25 protein-coding genes are annotated in these 26029 nt (G+C 74.3%); 13 read left to right on the top strand and 12 right to left on the bottom strand.

Annotation, left to right across the window (positions count from 1 at the left end):
* The first annotated feature begins 67 nt into the window (after positions 1 to 67).
* The 6 genes from ABZ621_RS12850 (at position 68) to ABZ621_RS12875 (ending at position 8173) form a co-directional block, all read left to right on the top strand.
* Positions 68 to 2284 (top strand): molybdopterin oxidoreductase family protein, encoded by a 2217-nt coding sequence (locus ABZ621_RS12850; protein ID WP_360603642.1) that lies wholly within the window; start codon positions 68 to 70, stop codon positions 2282 to 2284.
* A 118-nt stretch (positions 2285 to 2402) separates the two neighbouring features.
* A complete protein-coding gene (locus tag ABZ621_RS12855) occupies positions 2403 to 3854 on the top strand; it encodes a CitMHS family transporter (protein WP_360603644.1) in 1452 nt (483 codons plus the stop codon).
* Between the two features lie 136 nt (positions 3855 to 3990).
* Complete coding sequence (locus ABZ621_RS12860; protein WP_360603646.1) at positions 3991 to 4620, top strand: hypothetical protein; 630 nt, start codon at positions 3991 to 3993, stop codon at positions 4618 to 4620.
* Between the two features lie 55 nt (positions 4621 to 4675).
* On the top strand, positions 4676 to 5407 hold the full coding sequence (locus ABZ621_RS12865) for a class F sortase (protein ID WP_360603648.1): 732 nt from the start codon (positions 4676 to 4678) through the stop codon (positions 5405 to 5407).
* Positions 5408 to 5655: 248 nt separating this feature from the next.
* A complete protein-coding gene (locus ABZ621_RS12870; protein ID WP_360603650.1) occupies positions 5656 to 7047 on the top strand; it encodes an aldehyde dehydrogenase family protein in 1392 nt (463 codons plus the stop codon).
* 46 nt (positions 7048 to 7093) lie between these two features.
* Positions 7094 to 8173, top strand: coding sequence for a Zn-dependent alcohol dehydrogenase (locus tag ABZ621_RS12875; protein WP_360603652.1), 1080 nt, complete (start codon positions 7094 to 7096; stop codon positions 8171 to 8173).
* Between the two features lie 41 nt (positions 8174 to 8214).
* Here ABZ621_RS12875 and ABZ621_RS12880 read toward each other — a convergent pair whose 3' ends face one another.
* From ABZ621_RS12880 to ABZ621_RS12890, 3 genes are all read right to left on the bottom strand, one after another.
* Positions 8215 to 9138, bottom strand: a complete 924-nt coding sequence (locus ABZ621_RS12880) for a DMT family transporter (protein ID WP_360603654.1) — start codon at positions 9136 to 9138, stop codon at positions 8215 to 8217.
* 110 nt (positions 9139 to 9248) lie between these two features.
* Positions 9249 to 9944 (bottom strand): helix-turn-helix domain-containing protein, encoded by a 696-nt coding sequence (locus ABZ621_RS12885; protein WP_360603656.1) that lies wholly within the window; start codon positions 9942 to 9944, stop codon positions 9249 to 9251.
* 18 nt (positions 9945 to 9962) lie between these two features.
* A complete protein-coding gene (locus ABZ621_RS12890; RefSeq protein WP_360603658.1) occupies positions 9963 to 10685 on the bottom strand; it encodes a TetR/AcrR family transcriptional regulator in 723 nt (240 codons plus the stop codon).
* Between the two features lie 67 nt (positions 10686 to 10752).
* On the opposite strand from ABZ621_RS12890, the gene ABZ621_RS12895 reads away from it, so the two are divergent.
* The 3 genes from ABZ621_RS12895 (at position 10753) to ABZ621_RS12905 (ending at position 12978) form a co-directional block, all read left to right on the top strand.
* Complete coding sequence (locus ABZ621_RS12895; protein WP_360603660.1) at positions 10753 to 11904, top strand: acyl-CoA dehydrogenase family protein; 1152 nt, start codon at positions 10753 to 10755, stop codon at positions 11902 to 11904.
* A 72-nt stretch (positions 11905 to 11976) separates the two neighbouring features.
* Positions 11977 to 12267 (top strand): YiaA/YiaB family inner membrane protein, encoded by a 291-nt coding sequence (locus ABZ621_RS12900; RefSeq protein WP_169092536.1) that lies wholly within the window; start codon positions 11977 to 11979, stop codon positions 12265 to 12267.
* An 87-nt stretch (positions 12268 to 12354) separates the two neighbouring features.
* Positions 12355 to 12978, top strand: coding sequence for a TetR/AcrR family transcriptional regulator (locus ABZ621_RS12905; protein ID WP_189953364.1), 624 nt, complete (start codon positions 12355 to 12357; stop codon positions 12976 to 12978).
* Between the two features lie 30 nt (positions 12979 to 13008).
* Here ABZ621_RS12905 and ABZ621_RS12910 read toward each other — a convergent pair whose 3' ends face one another.
* Positions 13009 to 13470, bottom strand: coding sequence for a MaoC family dehydratase (locus tag ABZ621_RS12910; protein WP_360603662.1), 462 nt, complete (start codon positions 13468 to 13470; stop codon positions 13009 to 13011).
* Between the two features lie 120 nt (positions 13471 to 13590).
* On the opposite strand from ABZ621_RS12910, the gene soxR reads away from it, so the two are divergent.
* Positions 13591 to 14064, top strand: coding sequence for a redox-sensitive transcriptional activator SoxR (soxR, locus tag ABZ621_RS12915; RefSeq protein ID WP_360603664.1), 474 nt, complete (start codon positions 13591 to 13593; stop codon positions 14062 to 14064).
* On the opposite strand, the gene ABZ621_RS12920 is transcribed toward soxR, so the two are convergent.
* The 5 genes from ABZ621_RS12920 to ABZ621_RS12940 form a co-directional block, all read right to left on the bottom strand.
* Complete coding sequence (locus tag ABZ621_RS12920) at positions 14061 to 14711, bottom strand: 3-keto-5-aminohexanoate cleavage protein (RefSeq protein WP_360603666.1); 651 nt, start codon at positions 14709 to 14711, stop codon at positions 14061 to 14063. The two genes, soxR and ABZ621_RS12920, sit on opposite strands and share 4 nt — an antisense overlap.
* Before the next feature lie 86 nt (positions 14712 to 14797).
* Positions 14798 to 15409 carry a hypothetical protein gene (locus tag ABZ621_RS12925; RefSeq protein ID WP_360603668.1) on the bottom strand — a complete coding sequence of 204 codons (612 nt, stop codon included), beginning with the start codon at positions 15407 to 15409 and terminating at the stop codon, positions 14798 to 14800.
* Between the two features lie 176 nt (positions 15410 to 15585).
* On the bottom strand, positions 15586 to 16821 hold the full coding sequence (locus tag ABZ621_RS12930) for a serine-threonine protein kinase (RefSeq protein WP_360604138.1): 1236 nt from the start codon (positions 16819 to 16821) through the stop codon (positions 15586 to 15588).
* Positions 16822 to 16940: 119 nt separating this feature from the next.
* Positions 16941 to 18326 carry an erythromycin esterase family protein gene (locus ABZ621_RS12935; protein ID WP_360603670.1) on the bottom strand — a complete coding sequence of 462 codons (1386 nt, stop codon included), beginning with the start codon at positions 18324 to 18326 and terminating at the stop codon, positions 16941 to 16943.
* Positions 18327 to 18404: 78 nt separating this feature from the next.
* On the bottom strand, positions 18405 to 19655 hold the full coding sequence (locus tag ABZ621_RS12940; protein ID WP_360603672.1) for a DUF1343 domain-containing protein: 1251 nt from the start codon (positions 19653 to 19655) through the stop codon (positions 18405 to 18407).
* Positions 19656 to 19856: 201 nt separating this feature from the next.
* Between ABZ621_RS12940 and ABZ621_RS12945 the strand changes: the two genes are divergently transcribed.
* Together ABZ621_RS12945 and ABZ621_RS12950 are read left to right on the top strand one after the other, a co-directional pair.
* Positions 19857 to 20633: an SDR family oxidoreductase gene (locus tag ABZ621_RS12945; protein WP_360603674.1), complete on the top strand. Its 777-nt coding sequence runs from the start codon at positions 19857 to 19859 to the stop codon at positions 20631 to 20633.
* A gap of 84 nt (positions 20634 to 20717) precedes the next feature.
* Positions 20718 to 21311 (top strand): TetR/AcrR family transcriptional regulator, encoded by a 594-nt coding sequence (locus tag ABZ621_RS12950; protein ID WP_360603676.1) that lies wholly within the window; start codon positions 20718 to 20720, stop codon positions 21309 to 21311.
* Positions 21312 to 21315: 4 nt separating this feature from the next.
* Here the strand turns inward: ABZ621_RS12950 and ABZ621_RS12955 are convergent, their stop codons facing one another.
* The 3 genes from ABZ621_RS12955 to ABZ621_RS12965 all read right to left on the bottom strand — a co-directional run bounded on the left by ABZ621_RS12955 (position 21316) and on the right by ABZ621_RS12965 (position 24661).
* Positions 21316 to 22530 (bottom strand): acyl-CoA dehydrogenase family protein, encoded by a 1215-nt coding sequence (locus ABZ621_RS12955; protein ID WP_360603678.1) that lies wholly within the window; start codon positions 22528 to 22530, stop codon positions 21316 to 21318.
* Between the two features lie 6 nt (positions 22531 to 22536).
* Complete coding sequence (locus ABZ621_RS12960) at positions 22537 to 23589, bottom strand: phosphotransferase family protein (RefSeq protein ID WP_360603680.1); 1053 nt, start codon at positions 23587 to 23589, stop codon at positions 22537 to 22539.
* Positions 23590 to 23749: 160 nt separating this feature from the next.
* Entirely contained in the window at positions 23750 to 24661 is a 912-nt protein-coding gene (locus tag ABZ621_RS12965) for an MBL fold metallo-hydrolase (protein ID WP_360603682.1), read from the bottom strand.
* A 240-nt stretch (positions 24662 to 24901) separates the two neighbouring features.
* Between ABZ621_RS12965 and ABZ621_RS12970 the strand changes: the two genes are divergently transcribed.
* Positions 24902 to 25831 (top strand): NADP-dependent oxidoreductase, encoded by a 930-nt coding sequence (locus ABZ621_RS12970; RefSeq protein ID WP_360603684.1) that lies wholly within the window; start codon positions 24902 to 24904, stop codon positions 25829 to 25831.
* The last annotated feature ends 198 nt before the right edge of the window (positions 25832 to 26029 follow it).

Genomic DNA, 26029 nt, shown 5'->3' on the forward strand with positions numbered 1-26029 from the left:
GCGCGTCCCTACCGGTCGGTATGCTCGCCGCGAGCCGCCGCCCCCGCCGCCGCCCACGGGAGACGCCATGTCCACCGCCCCACGCATCTGCCCCCTCTGCGAAGCGACCTGCGGACTCGTCCTGACCCTCGACGGCAGCCGGGTCACCGGCGCCCGAGGAGACCGGGACGACGTCTTCAGCCAGGGCTTCGTCTGCCCGAAGGGCGCCGCCTTCCCCCAGATCGACGCCGACCCGGACCGGCTGCGCACCCCGCTCGTCCGCGAGAACGGCCGGCTGAGGGAAGCGAGCTGGGAGGAGGCCTTCGACACGATCGCGGCGAGAATCCGCCCGCTGATCGAGGATTACGGCCCCGACGCCCTGGGCATCGTCCTGGGCAACCCCAACGTCCACACGATGGCCGGAGCGCTCTACCCGCCTCTCCTCCTCCGCGCCACGGGCACGGGCAACCTCTTCACCGCCTCCACGCTCGACCAGATGCCCAAGCACGTCTCCAGCGGCCTCCTCTTCGGCGACCCCTTCGCCGTCCCCGTGCCCGACCTGGACCGCACCGACCACCTCCTGGTCATCGGTGCCAACCCTCTGGACTCCAACGGAAGTCTGTGCACCGCCCCCGACTTCCCCGGCCGGCTCGCCGCGCTGCGCCGACGCGGTGGCACCCTCACCGTCGTCGACCCCCGGCGCACCCGCACCGCCCGCCTCGCCGACCGCCACCTCGCCCCGCGGCCCGGCACCGACGCCCTCCTCCTCGCCGCCCTCGTCCACACCCTCTTCGCCGAGGACCTCGCCGACCCCGGCCCGCTCGCCGACCGCACCGAGGGCGTCGACCGGGTCCGGGACGCCGTGCGGGAGTTCACCCCCGAGGCCGTCGCCCCCGTCTGCGAGCTCGACCCCGACACCATCCGCGCCGTCGCCCGGGAACTCGCCGCCGCGCCCACCGCCGCCGTCTACGGGCGGATGGGCAGCTCCACCGTGTCCCACGGCACCCTCGCCAACTGGCTCGTCGACGTCCTCAACGTCCTCACCGGCAACCTCGACCGGCCCGGCGGCGTCCTCTTCCCCCGCTCCGCCACCGCCCCGGCGCCCCGCCCCGCCGGGCCCGGCCGCGGCTTCCTCCTCGGCCGCCGCCACAGCCGCGTCTCCGGGCACCCCGAGGTCAAGGGGGAGTTCCCGCTCGCCGCGCTCGCCGAGGAGATCGACACCCCGGGGGAGGGGCGCATCCGGGCCCTGATCACCATCGCCGCCAACCCCGTCCTCTCCGCCCCCGACGGCCTCCGGCTCGACGCCGCCCTCGACGGCCTCGACCTGATGGTCTGCGTCGACCCCTACCTCAACGAGACGACCCGCCACGCCGACGTGCTGCTGCCCCCGCCGCCGCCCTCCCAGAGCGCCCACTTCGACTTCGCCTTCAACGGGTTCGCCGTCCGCGACCAGGTCCGCTACACCCCGGCCGCGGTGCCCCTGGAGGCCGGGCGGATGGACGAGTGCGAGATCCACGCCCGGCTGATCCTCGCCGCGTCCGGCATGCACGGGGCGCCGCCGTCCGCCGTCGACGACCTCGCCGTCGACGCCACCCTGGCCAAGGCCGTCACCCAGCCGTACTCGCCCGCCTACGGCGCCGATCCCAAGGAGTTCGCCGCCGGGCTCGCCGGGACGGGCGGAGCCGAGCGGCGCCTGGACCTGATGCTGCGCCTCGGCCCGTACGGGCTCACCCTCGACGAGCTGAAGGCCCAGCCGCACGGCATCGACCTCGGCCCGCTCAAGCCCCGCCTGGGCGAGGTCCTGAGGACCCGCACCGGCCGGATCGAACTCCTCCCGGACCCGATCGCCGCCGACCTGCCCCGGCTGCGGGCCGCCCTCACCGCCGTACCGGAGCAGGGCAAGCTCCTGCTGGTGGGCCGCCGCCACCTGCGGTCCAACAACAGCTGGCTCCACAACACCCCGGCCCTCAACGGCGGTTCCAACCGCTGCACCCTCCAGGTGCACCCGGAGGACGCCGAGCGGCTGCGGCTCGCCGACGGCGGCCCCGCCAGGATCACGGGCGCGGGCGGCGAGCTGACGGCCGAGGTCGAGGTCACCGACGCGGTCCGGGCCGGGGTCGTCAGCCTGCCCCACGGCTGGGGCCACGACCGCCCCGGCACCCGGATGACCGTGGCCGCCGCCCGGCCGGGAGTCAACGTCAACCAGCTGCTCGACGGCAGCCTCCTCGACCCGCTCTCCGGCACCGCCGTCCTCAACGGCTTCCCCGTCGAGGTGGCCCCACTCACGCCGGCATCCATGCTGTGACCTGGGGTTTTGCTCGTATTGCTCACGAGCCGACCCCTTGTTGAGGCCGGAAGGGGGCACCTACGGTCATCCGGACCGCCGCTCGGCGGCTGTTCAACGGTGAACGTGAGGTGCCTCCATGCTGACCGTCCTCGGCTTCGCCATGATCGCGACCTTCCTGGTCCTGATCATGACGAAGAAGATGTCGCCGATCGCGGCGCTCGTCCTGATCCCCGCCCTGTTCTGCGTCGCCGTCGGGCAGGGCGCGCAGCTCGGCGACTACGTCATCGACGGCGTGGGCAAGCTGGCCCCCACCGCGGCCATGCTCATGTTCGCGATCGTCTACTTCGGCGTGATGATCGACGTCGGCCTCTTCGACCCGATCGTCCGGGCCATCCTGCGCTTCTGCAAGGCCGACCCGGTCCGCGTGGTCGTCGGCACGGCGGTGCTCGCCGCGATCGTCTCCCTCGACGGCGACGGCTCGACCACCTTCATGATCACCGTCTCGGCGATGTACCCGCTGTACAAGCGGCTCGGCATGAGCCTCGTCGTCCTCACCGGCGTGGCGGCCACGGCCAACGGCGTGATGAACACCCTGCCCTGGGGCGGTCCCACCGCCCGCGCCGCGACCGCGCTCAAGCTCGACGCCGGCGACATCTTCGTGCCGATGATCCCGGCCCTGGCGGTCGGTCTGCTCTTCGTGATCGCCCTCGCGTACGTCCTCGGCCGCCGGGAGCGGAAGCGGATCGGCTACCTCACCCTCGACGAGGCGCTCGCCCCCGGGACCGACACGGAGACCGTCCTCGTGGGTGCCGGTGCCGGTGCCGGTGGCGACGCGGCCCAGGCCAAGGGTGAGGGCGAGGGCGAGGGCCACGCGGCCCGGCGCGCGGGCGGCGGCGCCGGCGCGCCCGGCGACGCCCCCGCCGGGGAGGGCGCCGAGCCCGCGGGCTTCCAGGGCCTCGACCCGAACCGCGCCACCCTCCGGCCCCGGCTGTACTGGTTCAACGCGGCGCTCACCGTCGGTCTGCTCACGGCGATGATCCTCGAAGTGCTGCCGATCCCGGTGCTCTTCCTCATCGGCGCCGCCCTCGCGCTCACCGTGAACTTCCCGCGCCCCGCCGACCAGAAGGCGCGGCTCGCCGCCCACGCGGACAACGTCCTCAACGTCTCCGGCATGGTCTTCGCCGCCGCCGTCTTCACCGGCGTCCTCACGGGCACCGGCATGGTCAAGCACATGGCCGACTGGCTGGTCGGCGCCATCCCGGACGCGATGGGCCCGCACATGGCGCTGGTCACCGGGGTGCTGAGCCTGCCGCTCACCTACTTCATGTCGAACGACGGCTTCTACTTCGGCGTCCTGCCCGTCCTCGCCGAGGCCGGCGCCGCCCACGGCGTCTCCCCGCTGGAGATCGCCCGTGCCTCGCTCGTCGGCCAGGCGCTGCACATGTCGAGCCCGCTCGTCCCGGCGGTGTACGTGCTGGTCGGCATGGCGAAGGTGGAGTTCGGCGACCACACCCGCTTCACCGTGAAGTGGGCCGCCCTCACCTCGCTGGTCGTCCTCGGGGCGGCGGTCCTCTTCGGGATCGTCTGACGGGCCCTGGGCCGGAAGGGGGACAAGGGGCCGGGCCCGCGCATGTCGCGACCGTGCGTGTCCATGACGTGACGGATAGTCGGATTATCGGCTGAAATGCCCGACGACATCCTCAGGTCCTCAGGGAGGAACCCGCATGCTCGCTCGTACCGCCCGCCCCCTCGCCGCCGCCTCCGGCCTCGCCCTCGCCGGGCTCGCCGTCTTCGGCGGCGGCCAGGCCGCGTACGCCGCGCCCGGTGACAACGGCGACGTGAAGATCCACAAGTCGACCACGCCGGTCACCGATCAGCGGAACGAACCGAAGGTCTGCCTGTTCTACCTCGCCGCCTTCAACTTCGACGAGGGCCAGGAGATCACGTGGAAGATCGAGCACCAGCCAGGCGGCGGCGTCGTCGAGAACGACGAGCTCACCCTCCCCACGGGCGCGGGCCGCGCCAGCAGTAACCTGAGCCTGCCCGACGGCATGTACAAGCTCACCTGGAACTTCGCCGGCGAGCAGGGCGCCGGCAAGCACAAGGTCTTCCAGGTCGACTGCGAGAACGGCAACGGCGGGAACGGGAACGGCGGCAACGGCAACGGCGGCCACGGCCACCACAAGCCGCCGCACGGGCCGGTCGGCGCCGGTGGCGGCGGCAGCGCCGAGATCGCGGCGGAGGAGGACGCCTCGGCCTTCGGAGTCGGCGCGGCCGTCGCCGCCGGTCTCGCGGGCACCGCCGGCCTGGTGCTGATCCGCCGCTCGCGCCGCCGCAACAATGGCGCGGCGTAAGGCCCGCCTCTCGCGCCGGCGGCGACGGTTCCTCCGGCTCACCAGGACCGTGGCGGTGGCCACGGTCCTGGTGACCGGGGGCGTGTGGTGGAGCGGGGACGGGGACCCCGCCGACCGGCACGCCGTCGCCGGGGCCGACGCCAAACCCGACGCCGAACCCGGCACGGCGGCGCCCGGCACGGCGGCGCCCGACACGAAGTCCCGGCCCGCCGCCGGTCATGGGGACGCCTCCCGGGGACGTACCGCCGCCTCCGCGGGGCGGGCCGGCGCCCGCGCCGCCCCGAAGAAGCCCCCGGCCCCGCTCGCCCCGCCCGCCCCGCTCGGCCGCTCCCGCCCGACCCTGCTCGCCGTCCCCGCGATCACCATCGAGGCACCCGCCCTGGACATCGGGCTCGACCGGGAGGGCCGGCTCGGCGTGCCGCCGGTCGACGACCCGCAGAAGGTCGGCTGGTACGCCAACGGCCCCGCGCCCGGCGAGCGGGGCACCGCCGTGGTGGTGGGCCACCGGGACACCCGCACCGGACCCGCCGTCTTCCTCGACCTCGACTCCCTCGGCCCCGGCAACACCGTCCGGGTCGCCCGCGCCGACGGACGGGTGGCCGTCTTCACCGTGGACAAGGTGCGCACCTATCCGAAGTCCGCCTTCCCCGACAAGGAGGTGTACGGCTCCACCGGCCGCCCCGAACTGCGCCTGCTGACCTGCGGCGGCGCCTACGACCGGGGTTCCGGCTACGACGCGAACATCGTCGTCTTCGCCCACCTCACCGGTGTCGACAAGACGATCTGAACGACCGGGACCGCCGCCGGCCCCGGGTCCGGTACCGTCGGCCCCCGCGGGCCCCGGCCGGGCCCGGGGCCGTTCCGCGTGCCCTCCCGGCGCCGTCGGGGGCGGTCCGCGGCGCGATGAGATCCGCCCCACTCCGGCTGCCCCTGGCGCCCTAAAACTAACGTCGCTAGTTTAGGGGTGGTGGGGCCGAGCCGATCGGCCCCGCCGCCGCAGGCGAGCGGTCGAGTGCAGAGGGAATGGGGAAGCTGATGAAGGCCCACGACGCGATGTACATCGGTGGGGAGTGGCGGCCCGCGGCCGGCTCCGGGACGATCCCCGTCGTCGACCCCGCCACCGAGCAGGTCATCGCCCACGTCCCGGCCGGCACGGCCGAGGACGTCGACGCCGCCGTGCGCGCCGCCCGCGCCGCGCTGCCCGGCTGGTCCGCCACCCCGCCCGCCGAGCGGGCCGCCCGGATCGCCGCCCTGCGCGACGCGCTCGCCGCCCGCGCCGAGGAGATCGCCGCCACCGTCACCGCCGAACTCGGCGCCCCGGCGAAGATCGCCGCCGCCGTGCACGCCGGACTGCCGGTCGCGGTGGCGGGCACGTACGCCGAACTCGCCGCCGTCCACCCCTTCGTGGAGAAGGTCGGCAACTCCACCGTCTACGCGGAGCCGGTCGGCGTCGTCGCCGCCATCACCCCCTGGAACTATCCGCTCCACCAGATCGTCGCCAAGGTCGCCCCGGCCCTCGCCGCCGGCTGCACCACCGTCCTCAAGCCCGCCGAGGACACCCCGCTCACCGCACAGCTCTTCGCCGAGGCCGTCCACGAGGCGGGCATCCCGGCCGGCGTCTTCAACCTGGTCACCGGCCTCGGCACGGTCGCGGGCCAGGCCCTCGTCGAGCACCCCGGCGTCGACCTGGTCTCCTTCACCGGCTCCACCGCCGTCGGCGCCCGCATCGGCGCCCTCGCCGGCGCCGCGGTCAAGCGGGTCGCCCTCGAACTCGGCGGCAAGTCCGCCAACGTCGTCCTGCCCGGCGCCGACCTCGCCAAGGCCGTCGCCGTCGGCGTCGCCAACGTCATGTCCAACTCCGGCCAGACGTGCAGCGCCTGGACCCGGATGCTGGTCCCCGCCGACCGGTACGAGGAGGCCGTGGCGCTCGCCGCCGAGGCCGCCGCGAAGTACACGCCCGGCGAGCGCCTCGGCCCCCTGGTCTCCGCCCGCCAGCGCGACCGCGTCCGCGGCTACATCGAGAAGGGCATCGAGGAGGGCGCCCGGCTCGTCACCGGCGGCGCCGAGGCCCCGCTGGAGACCGGCTACTACGTCGCGCCGACGGTCTTCGCCGACGTCACCCCCGGGATGACCATCGCCCAGGAGGAGATCTTCGGCCCGGTCCTCTCCCTCCTGCGGTACGAGGACGAGGACGAGGCCCTCGCGATCGCCAACGGCACCGAGTACGGCCTCGGCGGCGCCGTCTGGGGCGAGGAGACCGAGGCCGTCGCCTTCGCCCGCCGCATGGAGACCGGCCAGGTCGACATCAACGGCGGCCGGTTCAACCCGCTCGCCCCCTTCGGCGGCTGGAAGCGCTCCGGCATCGGCCGGGAGCTCGGCGCGCACGGCCTCGCCGAGTACCTCCAGACCCGGTCCCTGCAGTTCTGAGCCCCGGCCCGCGCCCCGTCCCGAACCCGCAGAAAGGGAGCCTCCCGTGATCCGTGCCGCCGTCCTGCCCGCCGTCGGTGCCCCGCTGGAGATCACCGGCATCGAGCTGCCCGAACCCGGCCCCGGCCAGGTCCGGATCCGGCTCGCCGCGGCCGGCGTCTGCCACTCCGACCTGTCGCTCTCCAACGGCACCATGCGCGTCCCGGTCCCGGCCGTCCTCGGCCACGAGGGCGCGGGCACCGTCGTCTCCGTCGGCGAGGGCGTCACCCACGTCGCCCCCGGCGACGGCGTGGTCCTCAACTGGGCGCCGTCCTGCGGCACCTGCCACCCCTGCTCGCTCGGCGAGGTCTGGCTCTGCGTCAACGCCCTGAACGGCGCGGCGAACGTGCACGCCCGCACCGCCGACGGCCGCGAGCTGCACCCGGGCCTCAACGTGGCCGCCTTCGCCGAGGAGACGGTCGTCGCCGCGAACTGCGTCCTGCCCGTCCCGGACGGCGTACCGCTCGCCGACGCCGCCCTGCTCGGCTGCGCCGTCCTCACCGGCTGGGGGGCCGTGCACCACGCGTCCCGCGTCCGGAAGGGCGAGACCGTCGCCGTCTTCGGCGTCGGCGGCGTCGGCCTCGCCACCCTCCAGGCCGCCCGGATCGCCGGGGCCTCCACGATCGTCGCCGTGGACGTCTCCCCGGAGAAGGAGGAGCTGGCGCGGGCCGCCGGGGCCACCGAGTACGTCGTGGCCTCGGAGACCACCGCCCGCGAGATCCGGAAGCTGACCGGCGGCCACGGCGTCGACGTGGCCGTGGAGTGCGTGGGCCGCGCCGTCACCATCCGCACCGCCTGGGAGTCCACCCGGCGCGGCGGCCGCGCCACCGTCGTCGGCATCGGCGGCAAGGACCAGCAGGTCTCCTTCCACGCCCTGGAGCTCTTCCACTGGGGCCGCACCCTCGCCGGCTGCGTGTACGGCAACTCGGACCCGGCCGCCGACCTGCCCGTCATCGCCGCGCACATCCGGGACGGCCGCTTCGACCTGGGCGCGCTCGTCACCGAACGGATCACCCTCGACGGCATCCCCGGCGCCTTCGACGCCATGCTCGCGGGCAGGGGCGGCCGCGCCCTCGTCGTCTTCTGAGCCCCGCCCGACGGTTCCGGCGGCTCGGAAGGCCGCGGACGTCACGAGGCGTCCGCGGCCTCCTGCGCACGGGAGGCCGCGGACGCGCGCGGGCGGGACCGGGACACCGCCACCCCGGCCAGGCACAGCGCGCCGCCCACCAGCGTCAGCGCCCCCGGCAGCTCGCCGAGCAGCGCCCACGCCATCAGGACCACCAGGGCGGGCACGGCGTACGTCGTCGCGCCCATCCGCCCCGCGGTCGTCCGCGCCAGCGCGTACGCCCAGGTCGTGAAGGCGAGCGCGGTCGGGAACACCCCGAGGTAGACCATGTTCGCGGTCGCCGGCAGCGGCGCCCGCGCCGTCTCCGTCACCAGTTGCCCGGCGAAGGGGAGGCAGGCCACGGCGCCGATCGCGCAGCCGAAGGTCGTCACCTGGAGCGGGCTCGCGTGCGCCAGGGCCGGCTTCTGCGCCACGACCCCGCCCGCGTACGCCACCGCCGCCAGCAGACAGAGCACGACGCCGAGGACCGAGGCGTGGCCGTCCTCGCCGGACATCGACAGGCCCACGGCCACCGCGCCCGCGAAGGACACCGCCATGCCGGCGAGCAGCCGGGGCGGCAGCCGTTCGCCCAGGAAGCGGGCGCCGAGCAGGGCGATCAGGATCGGGCCGACATTGACGAGCATCGCCGCGGTACCGGCGTCCACCTCCCGCTCGCCCCAGTTCAGGACCACCATGTACGCCCCGAACCAGAGCAGCCCGGAGACGAGGATCCCCGGCCACGCGCCCCGGGCCGGCAGTCCCTCGCGCCGGATCAGGAGGACGGCCCCGAGGACCAGTGCGCCGGCGAGCAGCCGCCCGAGCGCGAGCGCGCCGGGGGAGTAGGCGGCCCCGGCGCTGCGGATGGAGACGAAGGCGGACGCCCACAGGACGACGGTGACCCCGGCGGCGGCGAGCGCGAGCCGGGCGGAGGAGGCGGTTTTCGGCATGCCCCGACGGTAGGACGTCCACCCTTCGGCCCACACCGCAATATCCCGCACACCCGGCCACCCGGCCACGCCCCCGCTCCGCCACGCCTCGGCCCCGTCGTCGCCCCCGCTCACCGCACCGCGGCCGCCTCGATCCCGAGTTCGCGTCGCAGGGCGCGTTCTCCGGCCGGGGTGACCTTCACGGCGCGCCCGGAGCCGATGCGTACGCACCAGCCGCTGTCCAGGGCGTGCGCGCAGAGCGCCGCGCCCGCGAGTCCCGCGAGGTGGGGGCGGCGTTCGGTCCAGTCCAGGCAGGCGCGCGCGAGGGGCCGCCGGCCCGTCGGTACGAGGGGGACGCCGAGGCCCGCGAACCACTCCAGGCCCTGGTCCGTGAGCGCGAACCCGGTGTCCTGGCGCAGCAGTCCGCGCGCGGTCAGGGCGTCGGTGACGGCGATCCCGAGCCTCCCGGCGAGGTGGTCGTAGCAGGTGCGGCCCCGGGCCATCGCCCGTCCCGCGCTGGCCGCCGCCAGCGAGCGGGGCGCCGGATCCGCGCCGGGCCCGGCAAGCCCGGCGAGCTCCTCCACCAGCTGTGCGATCCCGGGGCCGGCGAGCCGTACGTACCGGTGCCGGCCCTGGCGTTCCTCCGTGAGCACCCCGCCCGCGACGAGCTTCCCGAGGTGTTCGGTGGCGGTGGACGGCGCCACGCGCGCGTGGCGGGCGAGTTCCCCGGCCGTCCAGGCGCGTCCGTCGAGCAGGGCGAGCACCATGGCGGCCCGGCTCTCCTCCGCGAAGAGCGCCGCGAAGGCGGCGAGTTCACTGGCTCCCATGGATCCAGGATCCCCCGCTCACGCTTCGGCCGCGCCCGAAGCGTCGGCCCCGCGTCCGTCCCCGCCCTGCCCGTCGTCCTCCTCGCCCGGCCCGCCGTGCCCCGCGCCCAGAGCCTCGTACTGCGCGCCGAGGCCGTCGAGCAGGGCCCGCAGGCCCGTCGCGAAGGCGCCCTCGTCGACCTTCTCGCGGTGCTCCGCGAGCAGGTGCGCCTGTCCGAGGTGGGGGTAGTCGGCGGGGTCGTACGCCGTCTCGTCGTCGACGAAGCCGCGGGCGAAGGAGCCGAGGGCCGAGCCGGTGACGAAGTACCGCATCAGGGCGCCGATGTGGGTGGCCTGGGCGGGCGGCCAGCCGGCCCTGACCATGGCGCCGAAGACCGCGTCGGCGACCTTGAGGCCCGCCGGGCGGCGGCCGGGGCCCTGGGCCAGGACCGGCACGATGTGCGGGTGGTCGGCGAGGGCGGCCCGGTAGGAGAGCGCCCAGTCGTGCAGGGCGGTGCGCCAGTCGCGCGGGTCGTCCGGCGCGAACATCGACAGGTCGATCTTGGCGCTCACCGCGTCCGCGACCGCGTCCAGGATCTCGTCCTTGGTGCGGAAGTGGTTGTAGAGCGAGGGCCCGCTCACGCCGAGCTCCGCCGCGAGCCGCCGGGTCGAGAGGGCGGCCAGGCCCTCCGCGTCCACGAGCTCGCCCGCCTTCTCGACGATGCGGTCTCGGCTGAGCAGGGGCTTGCGCGGTCGGGCCATGGCGCACATAGTAGGCCGCACCAATAAAACTAGCAGTGGTAATTAAAGGGATGGGTGAGGTGGCACCGTGGATCTGGCGCTGAGCGAGGAGCAGCAGGACGTACGCCGGCTCGCCGAGGACTTCGTCGCCCGCGAGGTCACCCCGCACGCCGCCGCGTGGGACCGCGCGGAGGAGGTGGACCGGGGCATCGTGAAGAAGCTCGGCGCCGTCGGCTTCCTCGGGCTCACCATCTCCGAGGAGTACGGCGGATCGGGCGGCGACCACCTCGCGTACTGCCTCGTCACCGAGGAGCTGGGGCGCGGCGACTCCTCCGTGCGCGGGATCGTCTCCGTCTCCCTCGGCCTGGTGGCCAAGACCCTCGCCACCTGGGGCACCGAGGAGCAGAAGCGCGCCTGGCTGCCCCGGCTCGCCTCGGGCGATGCCCTCGGCTGCTTCGGCCTCACCGAGCCCGGCACCGGCTCCGACGCGGGGAACCTGACCACCCGGGCCGTGCGCGACGGCGGCGACTACGTCATCGACGGCACCAAGATGTTCATCACCAACGGCACCTGGGCCGACGTCGTCCTGCTCTTCGCGCGGACGAACGACACCCCCGGCCACCGGGGCGTCTCCGCCTTCCTCGTCCCCGCCGACACGCCCGGCCTCACCCGCCGCGCCGTCCACGGCAAGCTCGGGCTGCGCGGCCAGGCCACCGCCGAACTCGTCCTGGAGGGCGTGCGCGTCCCGGCCTCCGCCATGCTCGGCCCGGAGGGCAAGGGCTTCGCCGTCGCCATGTCCGCCCTCGCCAAGGGCCGGATGTCGGTCGCCGCCGGCTGCGTCGGCATCGCCCAGGCCGCCCTCGACGCCGCCGTCCGCTACGCGGGGGAGCGCGCGCAGTTCGGCCGGCCCATCGCCTCGTACCAGCTCGTCCAGGAACTCCTCAGCGACATCTCCGTCGACGTGGACGCGGCCCGGCTGCTGACCTGGCGGGTCGCCGACCTCGTCGACCGCGGCGAGGACTTCGCCACCGCCGCCTCGAAGGCCAAGCTGTACGCCTCCGAGGCCGCCGTGCGCTGCGCCAACAACGCCCTCCAGGTCTTCGGCGGCTACGGCTACATCGACGAGTACCCCGTCGGCAAGCTGCTCCGCGACGCCCGGGTGATGACCCTCTACGAGGGCACCAGCCAGATCCAGAAGCTCATCATCGGGCGGTCGCTCACCGGCGTCTCCGCCTTCTGAGCCCCGGACCCCAGCCGGCCCTGAGTATCCGTGCGGATGTGGCGCCCGCCACATCCGCCGGAAGCTCTCCTCATGAGCGAGTCACAGGTCAAGCAGCAGAACACCAACGCCTACCACGCCCAGGCCGTCATCTCCTTCGCGATCGCCCTCGCGGCCGTCGCCATCGGGATCTACCAGCTGGAGGCCAGCGCCTGGGTGCGCGCCTTCCTCGCGGTCTCCGTCCTCTACCTCACCACCTCGGCCTTCACCCTCGCCAAGGTGGTCCGCGACCGGCAGGAGTCGGACCGGATCGTCAGCCGGGTCGACCAGGCCCGTCTGGAGAAGCTCCTCGCCGAGCACGACCCCTTCCAGCAGAAGCTCTGAGCGGCCGCCGGAGCGCGGACGGCTCTAAGCGCTTGCTCAGCTTCGTTGTATGGTGTTCGTCCTGACCGGTCCGAGGAGGAGTGTGGGATGAGCGCGGCGGAGCAGACGCCCGAGGGCGAGGACGTGCCCTGGGGCGAGGTCACGCCCGAGGCCGCCCGGAGGCTGCTGGTCGCGGCCGTCGAGGCCTTCGCCGAACGCGGCTACCACGCCACCACCACCCGGGACATCGCCGGGCGGGCCGGCATGAGCCCGGCCGCGCTCTACATCCACTACAAGACCAAGGAAGAGCTGCTCCACCGGATCAGCCGCATCGGTCACGACAAGGCGCTGGAGATCCTCCGGGCCGCCGAGTCCGGCGGCGGCGCCGCGTCCGAGCGGCTCGCCGACGCCGTGCGCTCCTTCGTCCGCTGGCACGCCGAGCACCACACCACCGCCCGGGTCGTCCAGTACGAGCTCGACGCGCTCGGCCCCGAGCACCGCGCCGAGATCGTGGAGCTGCGCCGGGAGACCGACGCGAGCGTGCGCCGGATCATCGAGCAGGGCGTGGCGGCCGGCGAGTTCGACCAGGCCGACGTGGCCGGCACCACCGTCGCCGTCCTCTCGCTCTGCATCGACGTCGCCCGCTGGTTCAACCCCGAGGGCCGCCGGACGCCCGACGAGGTCGGCGCGCTCTACGCCGACCTCGTGCTCCGCATGGTGGGCCACCGCTGACGGGATCGGCCGCCCCGGCCCCTGACCGGCTCAGAAGTAGTAGCGCGAGACCGACTCGGCGACGCACACCGGCTTGTCGCCGCCCTCGCGTTCCACGGTCACCTTCGCGGTGACCTGCACGCCGCCGCCCGCCTCCTCCACCTTCGTCAGCACCGCCGTGGCGCGCAGCCGCGAGCCGACCGGCACCGGCGCGGGGAAGCGCACCTTCTCCGTGCCGTAGTTCAGGCCCATCTTCATGCCCTCGACCCGCAGCACCTGCGGCACGAACAGCGGCAGCAGCGAGAGGGTGAGGTAGCCGTGCGCGATCGTCGAACCGAAGGGGCCCCCGGCGGCGCGCTCGGGGTCCACGTGGATCCACTGGTGGTCGCCGGTGGCGTCGGCGAAGAGGTCGATCCGCTTCTGGTCGATCTCCAGCCAGTCGCTGTGCCCCAGCTGCTCGCCGACCCCCGCGCGCAGTTCCCCGGCGGAAGTGAAGATCCTCGGCTCGGCCATGTACCCGGTCCCTTCTCGTACGACATACCAAACGGTCTGTGTCTAAGCGCTTGCTCAGCATGTGGGGTGAGGGGCGCCATGTCAACGGACCGGTGGCGACGGACCAGTAGGGTTCGAGGGGTGCCGCAGATTCCCGAGAAGATCCACGAGCTCACCGTCGGTCAGCTCTCCGCCCGCAGCGGTGCCGCCGTCTCCGCCCTCCACTTCTACGAGGCCAAGGGACTCATCGGCAGCCGCCGCACCGCCGGAAACCAGCGCCGCTACGGTCGCGACGCCCTGCGCCGGGTCGCCTTCATCCGCGCCGCCCAGCGCGTCGGCATCCCGCTCGCCACCATCCGCGATGCCCTCGCCGAACTGCCCGAGGAGCGCACCCCGACCCGCGAGGACTGGTCCCGGCTCTCCGCCGCCTGGCGCACCGAACTCGACGACCGCATCACGCGGCTCGGCCGGCTCCGCGACCATCTGTCGGACTGCATCGGCTGCGGCTGCCTCTCCCTGGAGACCTGCGTGCTCTCCAACCCCGACGACGTCGTCGGCGAGCGCATGGCCGGCTCCCGCCTGCTGCCCGTACGCCGCGAGGACCGGGACTCCTAGGCGGTGTCCTTCGCGGCGGCCCGTACCTGCTCCGCCGTGGAGCGGGCGCGGGCGCCGTCCGGGAGGAACAGCGTGTCCTCCAGGCCGATCCGCCCGGCCAGACCGAGCCGCCGGGCCAGCCGCAGCACCGGCCGGGCCGCCGCCCCCGTCCCGTACAGCAGGACGGGCACCCCGGCGGAACCCTCCGCGAGCACCCGGGCCCAGCCCTCCACGGTCCCGTCCGGCGCCGGTGCCTCCGCCACGATCCGCCGCACCCGGTCCGCCGACGGGGAGCGGGCGAAGAGGGACGGGCCCGCCGTGCCGGACCGCAGCCCCGCCTCCACGGCCACCCCGCGCGCCGGCAGCGCCGCCGCGGTCTCCTCGGCGCCCGGCTCGTGCCAGGCCACCCACGCCAGGTCCGGAAGCGTCTCCCCGGACCGGATCCGCGCGACCCGCCGCTCCGGATCGGGCTCGGCCCACGCGTCCGCCGCCACGGTCACCGGTACGCGGACGGCTCCCCGTACGGCCGTCAGCGCGGGTCCCACCACCCGGGGCGAGAGCGAACGGCCGCCGCAGGGCGTCCGGGGCCGGATCCGCACCTCGCCCGCGCCCGCCGCCACCGCGTCCGCCGCGGCCCGGGCGAACCCGGCCGGATCACGCGGCACCACCGCCGACTCCCCGGCCCCCCACGTGCCGTTCAGCGCCGCCTGGAGCACCGGAACCCCCAGGCCCTCCGCCCTCGTCGACGGCCGTGTCACGCCGCCGGGACCAGGGGGCGGCTGCGTATCTCCCGGGCGCGGGCCAGGGCGCCGGGGGTCAGGACCGCGCGCGGCACCTCGACACCGCAGTCCGCGCACACCGGGCCGTACCACTCCGGGTCCCCGGGGCCGTCGGCCCAGGCGAGCCGGGTGCCCGCGCACACCGGGCACGCCTCGCCCGGTCCGTGCTCCAGGGCGGTCACGAGGCGCCGCACCACCTGCGGCAGCGGGTCCGTCGGATGGACGGCCGGATCGCCGCACCGCACCACGCCGTTGCCGCCCCACACGTCCCGGTGCCAGTCGTCCAGCGCCCCCAGGGCGCGCAGCCCGCCGTGCTTCTCGCGCCGGCGCCGGGCGGCGAACTCCGCCTCGTACGCCAGCCAGACCGCCCGCGCCTCCTCCAGCTCCTCCAGGGCGGCCACCAGCCGCACCGGATCGAGCTCCCGGTCGTCGGGTCCGAACCCGTGCCTGCGGCACAGGTGGTCCCAGGTCGCCCGGTGCCCGTAGGGAGCGAACCGCTCCAGGCACTTGCGCAGCGAGTACCTGCGCAGTGCCGTGTCGCAGCCCTGATCACGCACCTGTCTCGCGAGACTCCGGAAACCGGCCATCGCTCGCCACCTCCGTCGCTGGTCGCCGCGCATCCGCGGTACCAGAGGGACGAACGGCGGCGCCGCCGTGTTCCGCCCGAACGCCGAACGCGCGCGACGTGGCGAGAAGACGCCACTCGCGCGCAGCCGCCCCGAAGGTGTGCTCGGCAGCATCCGCGCAGGTCAGCGGGGGCGGTTCAAAGACGGCCGATCCGGGCCGCCGACACCACCACCCGGGCCAGCTCCGGCCGTCGGACGTCGCTGTGCGAGCGGACCGCCTCCGCCGTGTCCACGCTCACGCAGCCCGAGGCCGGGACCCCGTCCCGCAGCACCGTCGCGAGCGTCCGCCGCGGCGCCCCCGGCACGCCTTGGACGCCGTCCCAGCCGATCGCACCCCACCGGGGGTCGCGCGCCACGATCCGCCCGAGCGGCCCCGTCAGGGACGCCGAGTCACGGGCCGCGCGGGAGGCCAGCGGGTAGAGGACGCCGAGCGCGGTGTCGTGGCGCGAGTGACAGGCCACCACCGGCCCCCGCACCCGCAGCTGCATGTCCCTCAGCGCGCCCGACCGGTCGGGTTCGTGCGGCAGCCGGGCCGCGAACGCGTAGTGCGAGAACGCCCCCTGGAGCAGCGTCATCGACCTGACCGGGCGCAGCGCCCCCGGCAGCCCGCGCAGCGCGTACGCCACGAGCCGGGCGCCCATGCTGTGCCCCACGAGGTGCACCCGCAACCCCGGCGCGGCCCGCGCCACCTCCGCCAGCAGCGGCCCGAGCCCGCGCTCGCCCACGTGCCCCGCCCGCCGCTTCATCACGTAGTACGTGGTCTGCCGCAGCGCCTCCCGGCCGCCCTTCCAGAGCCGCCCCGGCCCGTCGCCGAACAGGGCCTCCGAGGAGGCGGCCGCACCCATGGCGACCTCCGCCGCGTCCGCGAACAGGGCGCACGTCTCCATCGGATCCGCCGTCAGGAACGCCGGTATGTCCTCGCCCGAGCCCACGGCCTCCCCGCCGACGCCGAGCGACGCCGTCCCGCCGACGTCCGCCAGCTCCCGCAGCAGCGCCCCGAACTCGGCGAACGCGGCTTCCTCGGGCGGCGCCAGCTCCAGCAGCTCGGTGAGCCGCTCGATCGCCCGCTCCTTCTCCGGGAGCGTCGTCACCAGCGCCCGGAAGTCCGGCACCGGCTCGTCCGTGAACATCATCGAGGGCCAGACCACGCCCGCGTACCCCGCCTCCACGCCCGGCGCCAGCAGCTCCGGGAACGGCGCGAAGAAGTCCGAGTACAACCGCGTCGCACCGGACGGGGAGTTGTTCCACCCGTGGGCGAACACCACCAGGTCCGTCACCCCGCGCCGCGCAAGCCCGACCAGGTCGGCGGCCTGCCCGGCGGGCCCGTCCCCGTCCTTGTCGAATCCGATCTCCCGGTACGGATCCACACTCATCCCGCTCACGGCCCGCCCGTCCCTCCCCGTCGAGGAAGCGCCCAGGGGACGCGTCCCGCGGCCCCTGGGCAGCATGCCCGAATCCGGCTGTTCCCAGACCTCTTCGGGCAGTTCGTGCCTCAGCGCAGCCGGGCCGCCGTGACGACCGGGAAGTGGATCAGTCCGTCGTACGCGCCGGGCAGCCGCACGGCGGGCGTCGTGCCCGGCCACGGGTAGGCGGTGCCGATGTGCCGGACCTCCCGGGGCTCCGCCAGCCAGGCCCGCGCCGCCGGCCCGGTCCGCCGCAGATCCAGCAGGTAGGGCTCGCCGGCGACCCGGTCGAGGGTGTGCGCGGCGCCGCCCGGCGCCTGGGGGCCGACGGTGAACACCCGCAGCGGCTCCCCGGGCGTGCCCGTGTCGTGGGCGTTGAAGGACCCCTGCCCGAAGGACGCGCCGATCGTCACGTACCCCCGGCCGAGCAGGTCCCGCAGGAACGCCCCCTGGGTGCGCGGGTACTGGCCGGGTGTGAAGGTCTCGTACGCCACGTGCCCGTTGTGCGCCGACAGGACCATCCGGTGGCCCGTCGCCCGCTGCCACCACACGGTGTTCCCGGCCATGGTCCGGTCGCGGTAGAGCATGGCCGCCGCGAGCCCCTCGGGGGTGGCGAAGTCATGGGCGAACTCGGTGCCGACCTGCGCGACGGCCCGGGCGTGCTGCACCGCCCACCGGTGTTCCTCGCCCGCGCCCGCGCGGGTGCCGGGCCTCTGGCGCTCCAGGAGGGCCAGCGCCCGGTTCACCTCCTCGGACATCCGCCGTCGTTCGGCGAGCGGCTTGTTCAGGTAGCCGGTCATCCACGCCTCGACCTCGCCCGTGGGGCGGGAGTCCCGGTAGAGCTCCCGGAAGCGGGGGAGGAGCCCGGGGTGGTGACGGCCGACGTACGCGGTGACGGTGTCGAACAGGTTCGGCCCCGCGTACCCGAGGTCGTTGCCCATGAAGCGGACCTGCCGCTCCGGGTGCTCCACGTTGTGGCGGCGCATCCAGCGGAAGAGGTCGAGGTACTCCTCGGTGTTCCAGAGCCGGTACGACTCCTGGAACTCGTCGCGCATGATCCGCTCGATGTCGCCCTCGCCGGTCGTCACCCACCGGTCGACGAGCAGCCCCGTGGACCAGTTGGCCTCCAGCGCGAAGGTGGTGAACCCGCGCTCCTCCACGAGGTGCTCGAAGATCCGGTGCTTCGCGGCGAAGAACTCGCCCGAACTGTGGGTGGCCTCGCCGACGCCGACGACCTCGGCCCGGCCGACGATCCGGTCGAGGGCCCGGGTGTCGTCCAGCGGCGAGGCGGAGCGGGCGAGTTCACGCAGGACGGGGTCGGAGGGGACTTCACTGGATCCAATGTGACGGGATCCGAGGTCGTCGGCGCCCGGCGCCCCGCGTACGGTCGCGGCGGCGCCGGGGACGGCGGCGGCGAGGCAGAGGGCCGTGAGGAGCCCCACGACGGGCAGGCGGCCGAGTAAGGAGAGCTTCATGGCGCCAGCCTCTCCGCCGCGGCTCCCTCGGGCCCATCCCGGCCTCCCCCGTCTCCGCCGGGGGGACAGCCCCACCCGTCACCGGTACAGCAGGTGCTCCCTCCGGACCGCGCGGAAGGCGGTCAGGTCCTCGGACCAGGCGGCCACGATCTCGTCGGTGGCGGCGCCGGCGTCGACGAGGGTGCGGACGCGGGTGGAGCCGGTGAGCTTGTCGATCCAGTGGTCGGGCCGCCAGGCGAAGCCGGACCAGGAGGCGCGGGCGGTGACCAGGAGCGCGATCCCGGCGCGTACCGGGTCGAAGGCCTCCCGGTCGTGGACGTGCAGCTGCACGCCGCCGACCGTGCGGCCCTGGAACTTCGAGAAGGTCGGCGCGAAGTAGGCCTCGCGGAAGCGGACCCCGGGCAGCTCCAGTGCGTTCGCCGCCTCCGCCCAGCGGCGGTCGACGCCCTCCGCGCCGAGGAGTTCGAAGGGGCGGGTGGTGCCCCGGCCCTCGGAGAGGTTGGTGCCCTCGAAGAGGCAGGTGCCGGAGTAGACGAGCGCGGTCTCCGGTGTCGGCATGTTGGGGCTCGGCGGCACCCACGGCAGCCCCGTGGCGTCGAAGAAGTCCGACCGCCGCCACCCCGTCATGGAGACCGTCTCCAGCTCCACCGGCCGGGTCAGGAACTCGGCGTTGAACAGGAGCGCCAGCTCGGCCACGGTCATCCCGTGCGCCTGGGCGATCGGCTCGCGGCCCACGAAGGTCGCGAAGGCCCGGTCCAGGACGGGGCCGAGGGCCGCCCGGCCGCTCACCGGGTTCGGCCGGTCCAGGACCACGAACCGCTTCCCGGCCAGCTCCGCCGCCACCATGCAGTCGTACAGCGTCCAGATGTACGTGTAGAAGCGGGCGCCCGCGTCCTGGATGTCGAAGACGACGGTGTCGACGCCGGAGGCCGTGAAGACGTCCGCGAGCGGCCGGCCGCTCTTCAGGTACGTGTCGTAGACGGGCAGTCCGGTCGCCGGGTCGTCGTACCGGCCCTCGGAGCCGCCCGCCTGCGCCGTGCCCCGGAAGCCGTGTTCGGGCCCGAACACGGCGATCAGGTCGACCCGTTCGTCGGCGTGCATGACGTCCACCAGGTGGCGGGCGTCGGCGGTGATCCCGGTCGGGTTGGTGACGACGCCGACCCGTTCGCCGGCCAGGAGGGCGTACCCGTCCGCCGCGAGCCGCTCGAATCCGGTCCGTACGCGCGCGTGGCCCCGCCCGGGGGCGGCCGCGGCCGGCGTGGCCGTCGCGGCGGCCAGCGCCCCGCCGGCGGCCAGCAGACCCCGGCGCGACAGTCTCGTCCGCTTCATGCGTGCTCCCGCCTCATCGCGTGCTCCCGCCTCATGCGTGACATGGGCACGCAGGCTAGCGCTCCTGACGGCGTGGGGGAACGAGGCGTGCGGAAGGCGTCCGCCGAAGGAACCAGGTCTTCCACCCCTCCATACCGACCGGTTAGTCTGCCCGCTGTCAGGGGAATCGCACGAACCGCACCGAACCACCTGGAGGGGTCCATGAACGCGGGCACGCACGAGCTCAGGGGCGCCGGCGTCGTCGTCACCGGAGCGGGCGGCGGCATCGGTGCCGCCCTCGCCCGGCGCTTCGCCGCCGAAGGCGCCCGCGTCGTCGTCAACGACCTCGACCCGGCCCGCGCCAAGGCCGTCGCCGACGAGATCGGCGCGCTCGCCGTCCCCGGCGACGCCTCCGCGATCGTCGACGAGGCCCGCGAGGCACTCGGCGGCACCGTCGACGTCTGGTGCGCCAACGCCGGACTCGCCTCCGGCGGCGACGCCTTCGCCGACGAGGCCGTCTGGGCGGCCGCCTGGGACGTCAACGTCATGGCCCACGTCCGCGCGGCCCGCGCCCTGCTCCCCGACTGGCTGGAGCGCGGCACCGGCCGCTTCGTCTCCACCGTCTCCGCCGCCGGCCTGCTCACTATGATCGGCGCGGCCCCCTACAGCGTCTCCAAGCACGGCGCCTTCGCCTTCGCCGAGTGGCTCTCCCTCACCTACCGCCACCGCGGCCTCAAGGTGCACGCCATCTGCCCCCAGGGCGTGCGCACCGACATGCTCGCCGCCACCGGCTCGGCCGGCGACCTCGTCCTCGTCCCCACGGCCATCGAGCCCGAGACCGTCGCCGGCGCCCTCCTCGACGCCATCGCGGAGGACCGCTTCCTCGTCCTGCCGCACCCGGAGGTCGCCGACTTCTACCGGAACCGCGCCGAGGACCCCGAGCGCTGGCTCGGCGGCATGAACAAGCTCCAGCGGCAGTGGGAGGCGGGCGCGCGATAGCGCACCCGGCGACGGATGGGAAGATCTACCGACGACAGACCCCGTACACCAGGGACGGGGCAGCGGACCGGAAGGCGGCGGGGCATGGCCAGGACGACGGACGGGGACGGTTCTCCCGTCCCCCAGAGGCTCCTCGCCGCCGCCACCCGGCTCTTCGCCGAGCAGGGCTACGACCGTACCTCCGTACAGGAGATCGTCGAGGCGGCGGGCGTCACCAAGGGCGCCCTCTACCACTACTTCGGATCCAAGGAGGACCTCCTCCAGGAGGTCTACGCGCGCGTGCTCCGGCTCCAGCAGGAGCGGCTCGACGACTTCGCCGGCTCCGACGCGCCCGTCGAGGAGCGGCTGCGCTCCGCCGCCGCCGACGTCGTCGTCACCACCATCGAGAACCTCGACGACGCCTCGATCTTCTTCCGCTCCATGCACCACCTGAGCCCCGAGAAGAACAAGCAGGTCCGTGCCGAGCGCCGCCGCTACCACGAGCGCTTCCGCGCCCTCGTGGAGGAAGGCCAGCGGGCGGGCGTCTTCTCCTCCGCCACGCCCGCCGACCTCGTCGTGGACTACCACTTCGGCTCCGTGCACCACCTGTCCACGTGGTACCGCCCGGACGGGCCGCTGACCCCGCAGCAGGTCGCCGACCACCTGGCCGACCTCCTGCTGCGGGCCCTGCGCCCGTGAGCCGTCAGAGGTAGCGCTTCAGCTCGCGGCGGGCCAGCGACCGCTGGTGCACCTCGTCGGGCCCGTCCGCGAGCCGCAGGGTCCGCGCCGCCGCCCACAGCTCGGCGAGCGGGAAGTCCTGCGAGACGCCGCCCGCGCCGTGCGCCTGCACCGCCTTGTCGATGATGTCCACCACCGCGCGCGGGGTGGCGATCTTGATGGCCTGGATCTCGGTGTGGGCGCCCTTGTTGCCGACGGTGTCCATCAGCCAGGCCGTCTTGAGGACGAGCAGCCGCAGCTGCTCGATCGTCACCCGGGCGTCCGCGATCCAGTTCTGCACCACGCCCTGCTGGGCGAGCGTCTTGCCGAAGGCGGTACGGGAGACGGCCCGCCGGCAGGTCAGCTCCACCGCCCGCTCGGCCATGCCGATCAGCCGCATGCAGTGGTGGATGCGGCCCGGGCCGAGCCGGGCCTGGGCGATGGCGAAGCCGCCGCCCTCCTCGCCGATCAGGTTCGCGGCGGGGACCCGCACGTCCTCGAAGACGACCTCGGCATGGCCGCCGTGGTAGTGGTCCTCGTAGCCGTACACCCGCATCGCCCGGCGCACGTGGACGCCCGGGGTGTCGCGCGGCACGAGGATCATCGACTGCTGGCGGCGGAGGTCCGACCCGTCCGGATCGGTCTTGCCCATCACGATGAAGACCTTGCAGTCGGGATTCATCGCCCCGGAGATGTACCACTTGCGCCCGTCGATCACGTACGAGTCCCCGTCCCGCCGGATCCGGGTCTCGATGTTGGTCGCGTCGGAGGAGGCCACCTCGGGCTCGGTCATCGCGAAGGCGGACCGGATCTCGCCCGCGAGCAGCGGATCCAGCCACTGCTTCTTCTGCGCCTCGTCGGCGAACTGGGCGAGCAGCTCCATGTTCCCGGTGTCCGGGGCCGCGCAGTTGAGGGCGGTGGGGGCGAGCTGCGGGCTGCGGCCGGTGATCTCGGCGAGCGGGGCGTACTGGAGGTTCGTCAGCCCGGCACCGTACTCCTCGTCGGGCAGGAACAGGTTCCACAGGCCCTGCCGCTTGGCCTCGGCCTTCAGCTCCGCCACCACCGGCGGCTCGTCCCACGGGGAGGCGAGCGCGGCCCGCTGCTCCTCGGCGACGGCCTCGGCGGGGTACACGTGCTCGTCCATGAAGGCGAGGAGCCGGGTGCGCAGCTCCTCGGTGCGGGCGTCGTAGGAGAAGTCCATGGCGGGTCAGCCCTCCTGAAGGGTGGTCAGGCCGTGCTCGATGAAGACGGGGACGAGGTCGCCGATGCGGTCGAAGCCGGCGCCGACGGTCTGCCCGAGGGTGTAGCGGTAGTGGATGCCCTCCAGGATCACGGCGAGCTTGAACCAGGCGAAGGCCGTGTACCAGGAGAGGGCGGAGACGTCCCGGCCGGAGCGGGCGGCGTACCGCTCGACGAGCTCGGCGGCGGCGGGGTGGCCGGCGGCGGTCGCGGTGGTCGAGATCGGCGAGCCCGGCAGGTCCAGCGGGGTGCTGTACATCACCAGGAGGCCCAGGTCGGTCAGCGGGTCGCCGAGCGTGGACATCTCCCAGTCGAGGACGGCGGTGATCCGGTCGTCCGCCCCGACGAGGGCGTTGTCGAGCCGGTAGTCGCCGTGCACCACGGTGGGCGCGGTGGGGGTCCCCCCGGCGGAGCGAGGGGGAGAGTCGGGCAGCGCGCGGCCGAGGGCGGCGTGCAGCTCCTCGATGCCGGGCAGCTCACGGCCCCGGGAGGCGACGAGCTGCTTGCCCCAGCGGCGCAGCTGCCGGTCGAGGAAGCCCTCCGGGCGGCCGAAGTCGCCGAGCCCGACGGCCTCCGGTTCCACCGCGTGCAGGTCGACCAGGGTGTCGACCAGGCCGAGGACGGCGGCCCGGGTGCGCTCCGGGCCCAGCGGCGCCAGCTGGGAGGCGGAGCGGTACGGGGTCCCCTCGACGAACTCCATCACGTAGAAGGGCGCGCCGAGCACCTCCTCGTCCTCGCACAGCAGCACCGTGCCCGGCACCGGCACCGAGGTCCCGCCGAGGGCGCTGATCACCCGGTGCTCGCGCTTCATGTCGTGCGCGGTGGCCAGCACGTGCCCGAGCGGGGGGCGGCGCACCACCCAGCGGCCGGTGCCGTCGGTGACGACGTACGTGAGGTTGGAGCGGCCGCCCTCGATCAGCCGGGCTTCGAGGGGTCCGGCGACCAGCCCCGGCCGCTCGCGGTCCAGATGGTGGCGCAGGCGCTCGGGGTCGAGGCCGGGTGGCGGGGCGGCGTGGCTCATCGGGCGTACCTCCGGTGGGTCGGTCGGTCGGCGTTCATGATGACCGACCAGTCGGTATGTCGTCCAGAGGAACCCCCCGAAACGGCCACGGGGAGGGCCGGAAGTCGTCCGGCCCTCCCCACGCGCGCGTGCCCGCCCGCTGTCGCTGCCTCTGCCGCGCTCAGGCGTGGCAGGCCACCGGTACCCCGCCGTTCATCGCCGCCATGTCGCCGAAGACGGCCGCGGGGTCGAGCGGGTGCCCCTCGGGGAGCCCGTCCAGCTCCGCGTACGCCCGGTGCAGATTGGCCACCAGCCGCTCGCTCTCCCGCCACCCGGCGAACTCGCCCAGGTCCGCCCGCCGCGCGGTCTCCAGCGGCGGATCGCCCTTGGCCCGCCCCTCGCCGGCCAGGTCCAGGACCCACCGCAGATAGCGCTCGGTGGCCTCGTACGCGCCCGGGTCCGTCACCGGCCCGTGTCCCGGCACCACCCGCTCCGCGTCCAGCGACCGCAGCACGTCGATCGCGCGCAGCGAACCGGACACCGTGCCCATCGGCACGAACGGGGTGCCGCCCTGGAAGACCAGGTCCCCGGTGAAGACCACGCCCTGCTCCGGCAGGTGCACGATCGAGTCGCCGGTCGTGTGCGCCGGACCCGGGTGCAGCACCCGCACCTCGATGCCGCCCGCGTACAGGGTCAGCCGGTCGCGGTACGTCAGGTCGGGCGGCGTGATCTCGACCCGGCCGAAGTCGTTCTGCGGCCACAGCAGGTGCAGCTGGTGTCCCGCGGCCAGCTGCTCGGTCCGGCAGTTCTCGTGCCCGACGATCCGCGCCTCCGGCCGGAACACGCCGTTGCCGTAGGTGTGGTCGCCGTGGTGGTGGGTGTTCACGATCGTGCGCGGCAGCGGCAGCCCTTCGGCGAGCACCGCCTCGCGCAGCGACAGGGCGCGCCGCTCGGTGGCGGTGGTGTCGACGAGCAGGGACTCGCCCGCGTCGCCGAGGAAACCGGCGTTGTTCAGACACCAGCCGCCGTCGGGCTGGACATAGGCGTGGACGTGCGGCGCGAGCGTGACCACGTACGGGTCGGTGGCAGGCACAGGGCTCCCCCGGGAGACGTATTCGACGGGATCGACGGGATCGACGGGATCGACGGGATGGACGTGATGGACGGGATTCGACGGGATCGGCACGGCGGTACAAGATCGACCGATCAGCGGAAGCCTGCCACCGACGGGCCTTCCCCGGGGCGCTTTCCCGGCGACCGCCCTCCCTCCTCCCGTTCCCCCGCGGCCCCGCCCGGCTTGCGGAGCACCCCGCCCGCACCGAGGGTCGGTGCCATGAAGGCCATCAGCTACCGCCGCTACGGCGGCCCCGAGGTCCTGGAGTACGGCGAGCTGCCCGACCCGAAGGTGGGGCCCGACGAGGTCCTGGTCCGGGTGAAGGCCGCGGCGGTCAACCCGGTCGACTGGAAGGCCCAGGCCGGCTACCTCGACGGGATGGTCGACGCCGTCTTCCCCGTCGTCCCCGGCTGGGACGTCTCCGGCGTCGTCGTCCGGCCCGGCGTCTCCGTCACCGAGTGGGCGGAGGGCGACGAGGTCATGGGGTACGTCCGGGAGGACTTCCTCGCCCACGGCACCTTCGCCGAGTACGTCGCCGCCCCCGTCCGCACCCTCGCCCGCAAGCCCCGCTCCTGCTCCTTCGAGGAGGCCGCGGGTCTGCCCCTGGTGGGGCTCACCGCCTACCAGGCCCTGCACACGGCGCTGTCGGTACGGTCGGGGGAGACGGTCCTGGTACTCGCCGCGGGCGGCGGGGTCGGCTCGATGGCCGTCCAGATCGCCCGGCACCTCGGCTGCCGCGTCCTGGGCGCGGTCCGCGAGTCCGGCGTGGACCGGGTGAGGGAACTCGGCGCCGAGCCCGTCCTCTTCGACGAGCGGACCTTCGCCCACCAGGTCCGGGAACTCGCCCCCCAAGGCGTCGACGCCCTTCTGGACACCCTCGGCGGACCCTTCCTCCAGCACGCGGCCAAGCTCCTCGCCCCCGGCGGCCGCCTCGCCTCCATCGCCGACGGCGAGGCCCTCGCGCTCGGCGGCCGCTACTTCTGGGTCCGCCCGGACGCCACCGACCTCGCCGCGCTGGCCGACCTCGCCGACGAAGGAGTCCTGGACGTCCGCGTGGCGAAGACCTTCCCCCTGGAACGCGCCGCCGACGCCCAGCGCGCCAACGCCGAGGGGGGCCTCCAGGGCAAGGTCGTGGTCACGGTGCCGTAGCCGGGGCGAGGCCTGACCGGATGCTGGATCCAACATCCAGCCTCTTGGATCCAACGTCCCGGATCCGATCTCCTGGATCCGATCTCCCGGATCCAGGAGGTTGGATCCAGCCTCTTGGAACTGTTGGATCCGGCCTCCTGGATCCGGCCTCCTGGATCCGGCCTCCTGGATCCGATCTGCTGGATCCAGGAGATCGGA

It is taken from the genome of Streptomyces sp. NPDC007863 (assembly GCF_040633895.1).
Lineage (GTDB): Bacteria > Actinomycetota > Actinomycetes > Streptomycetales > Streptomycetaceae > Streptomyces.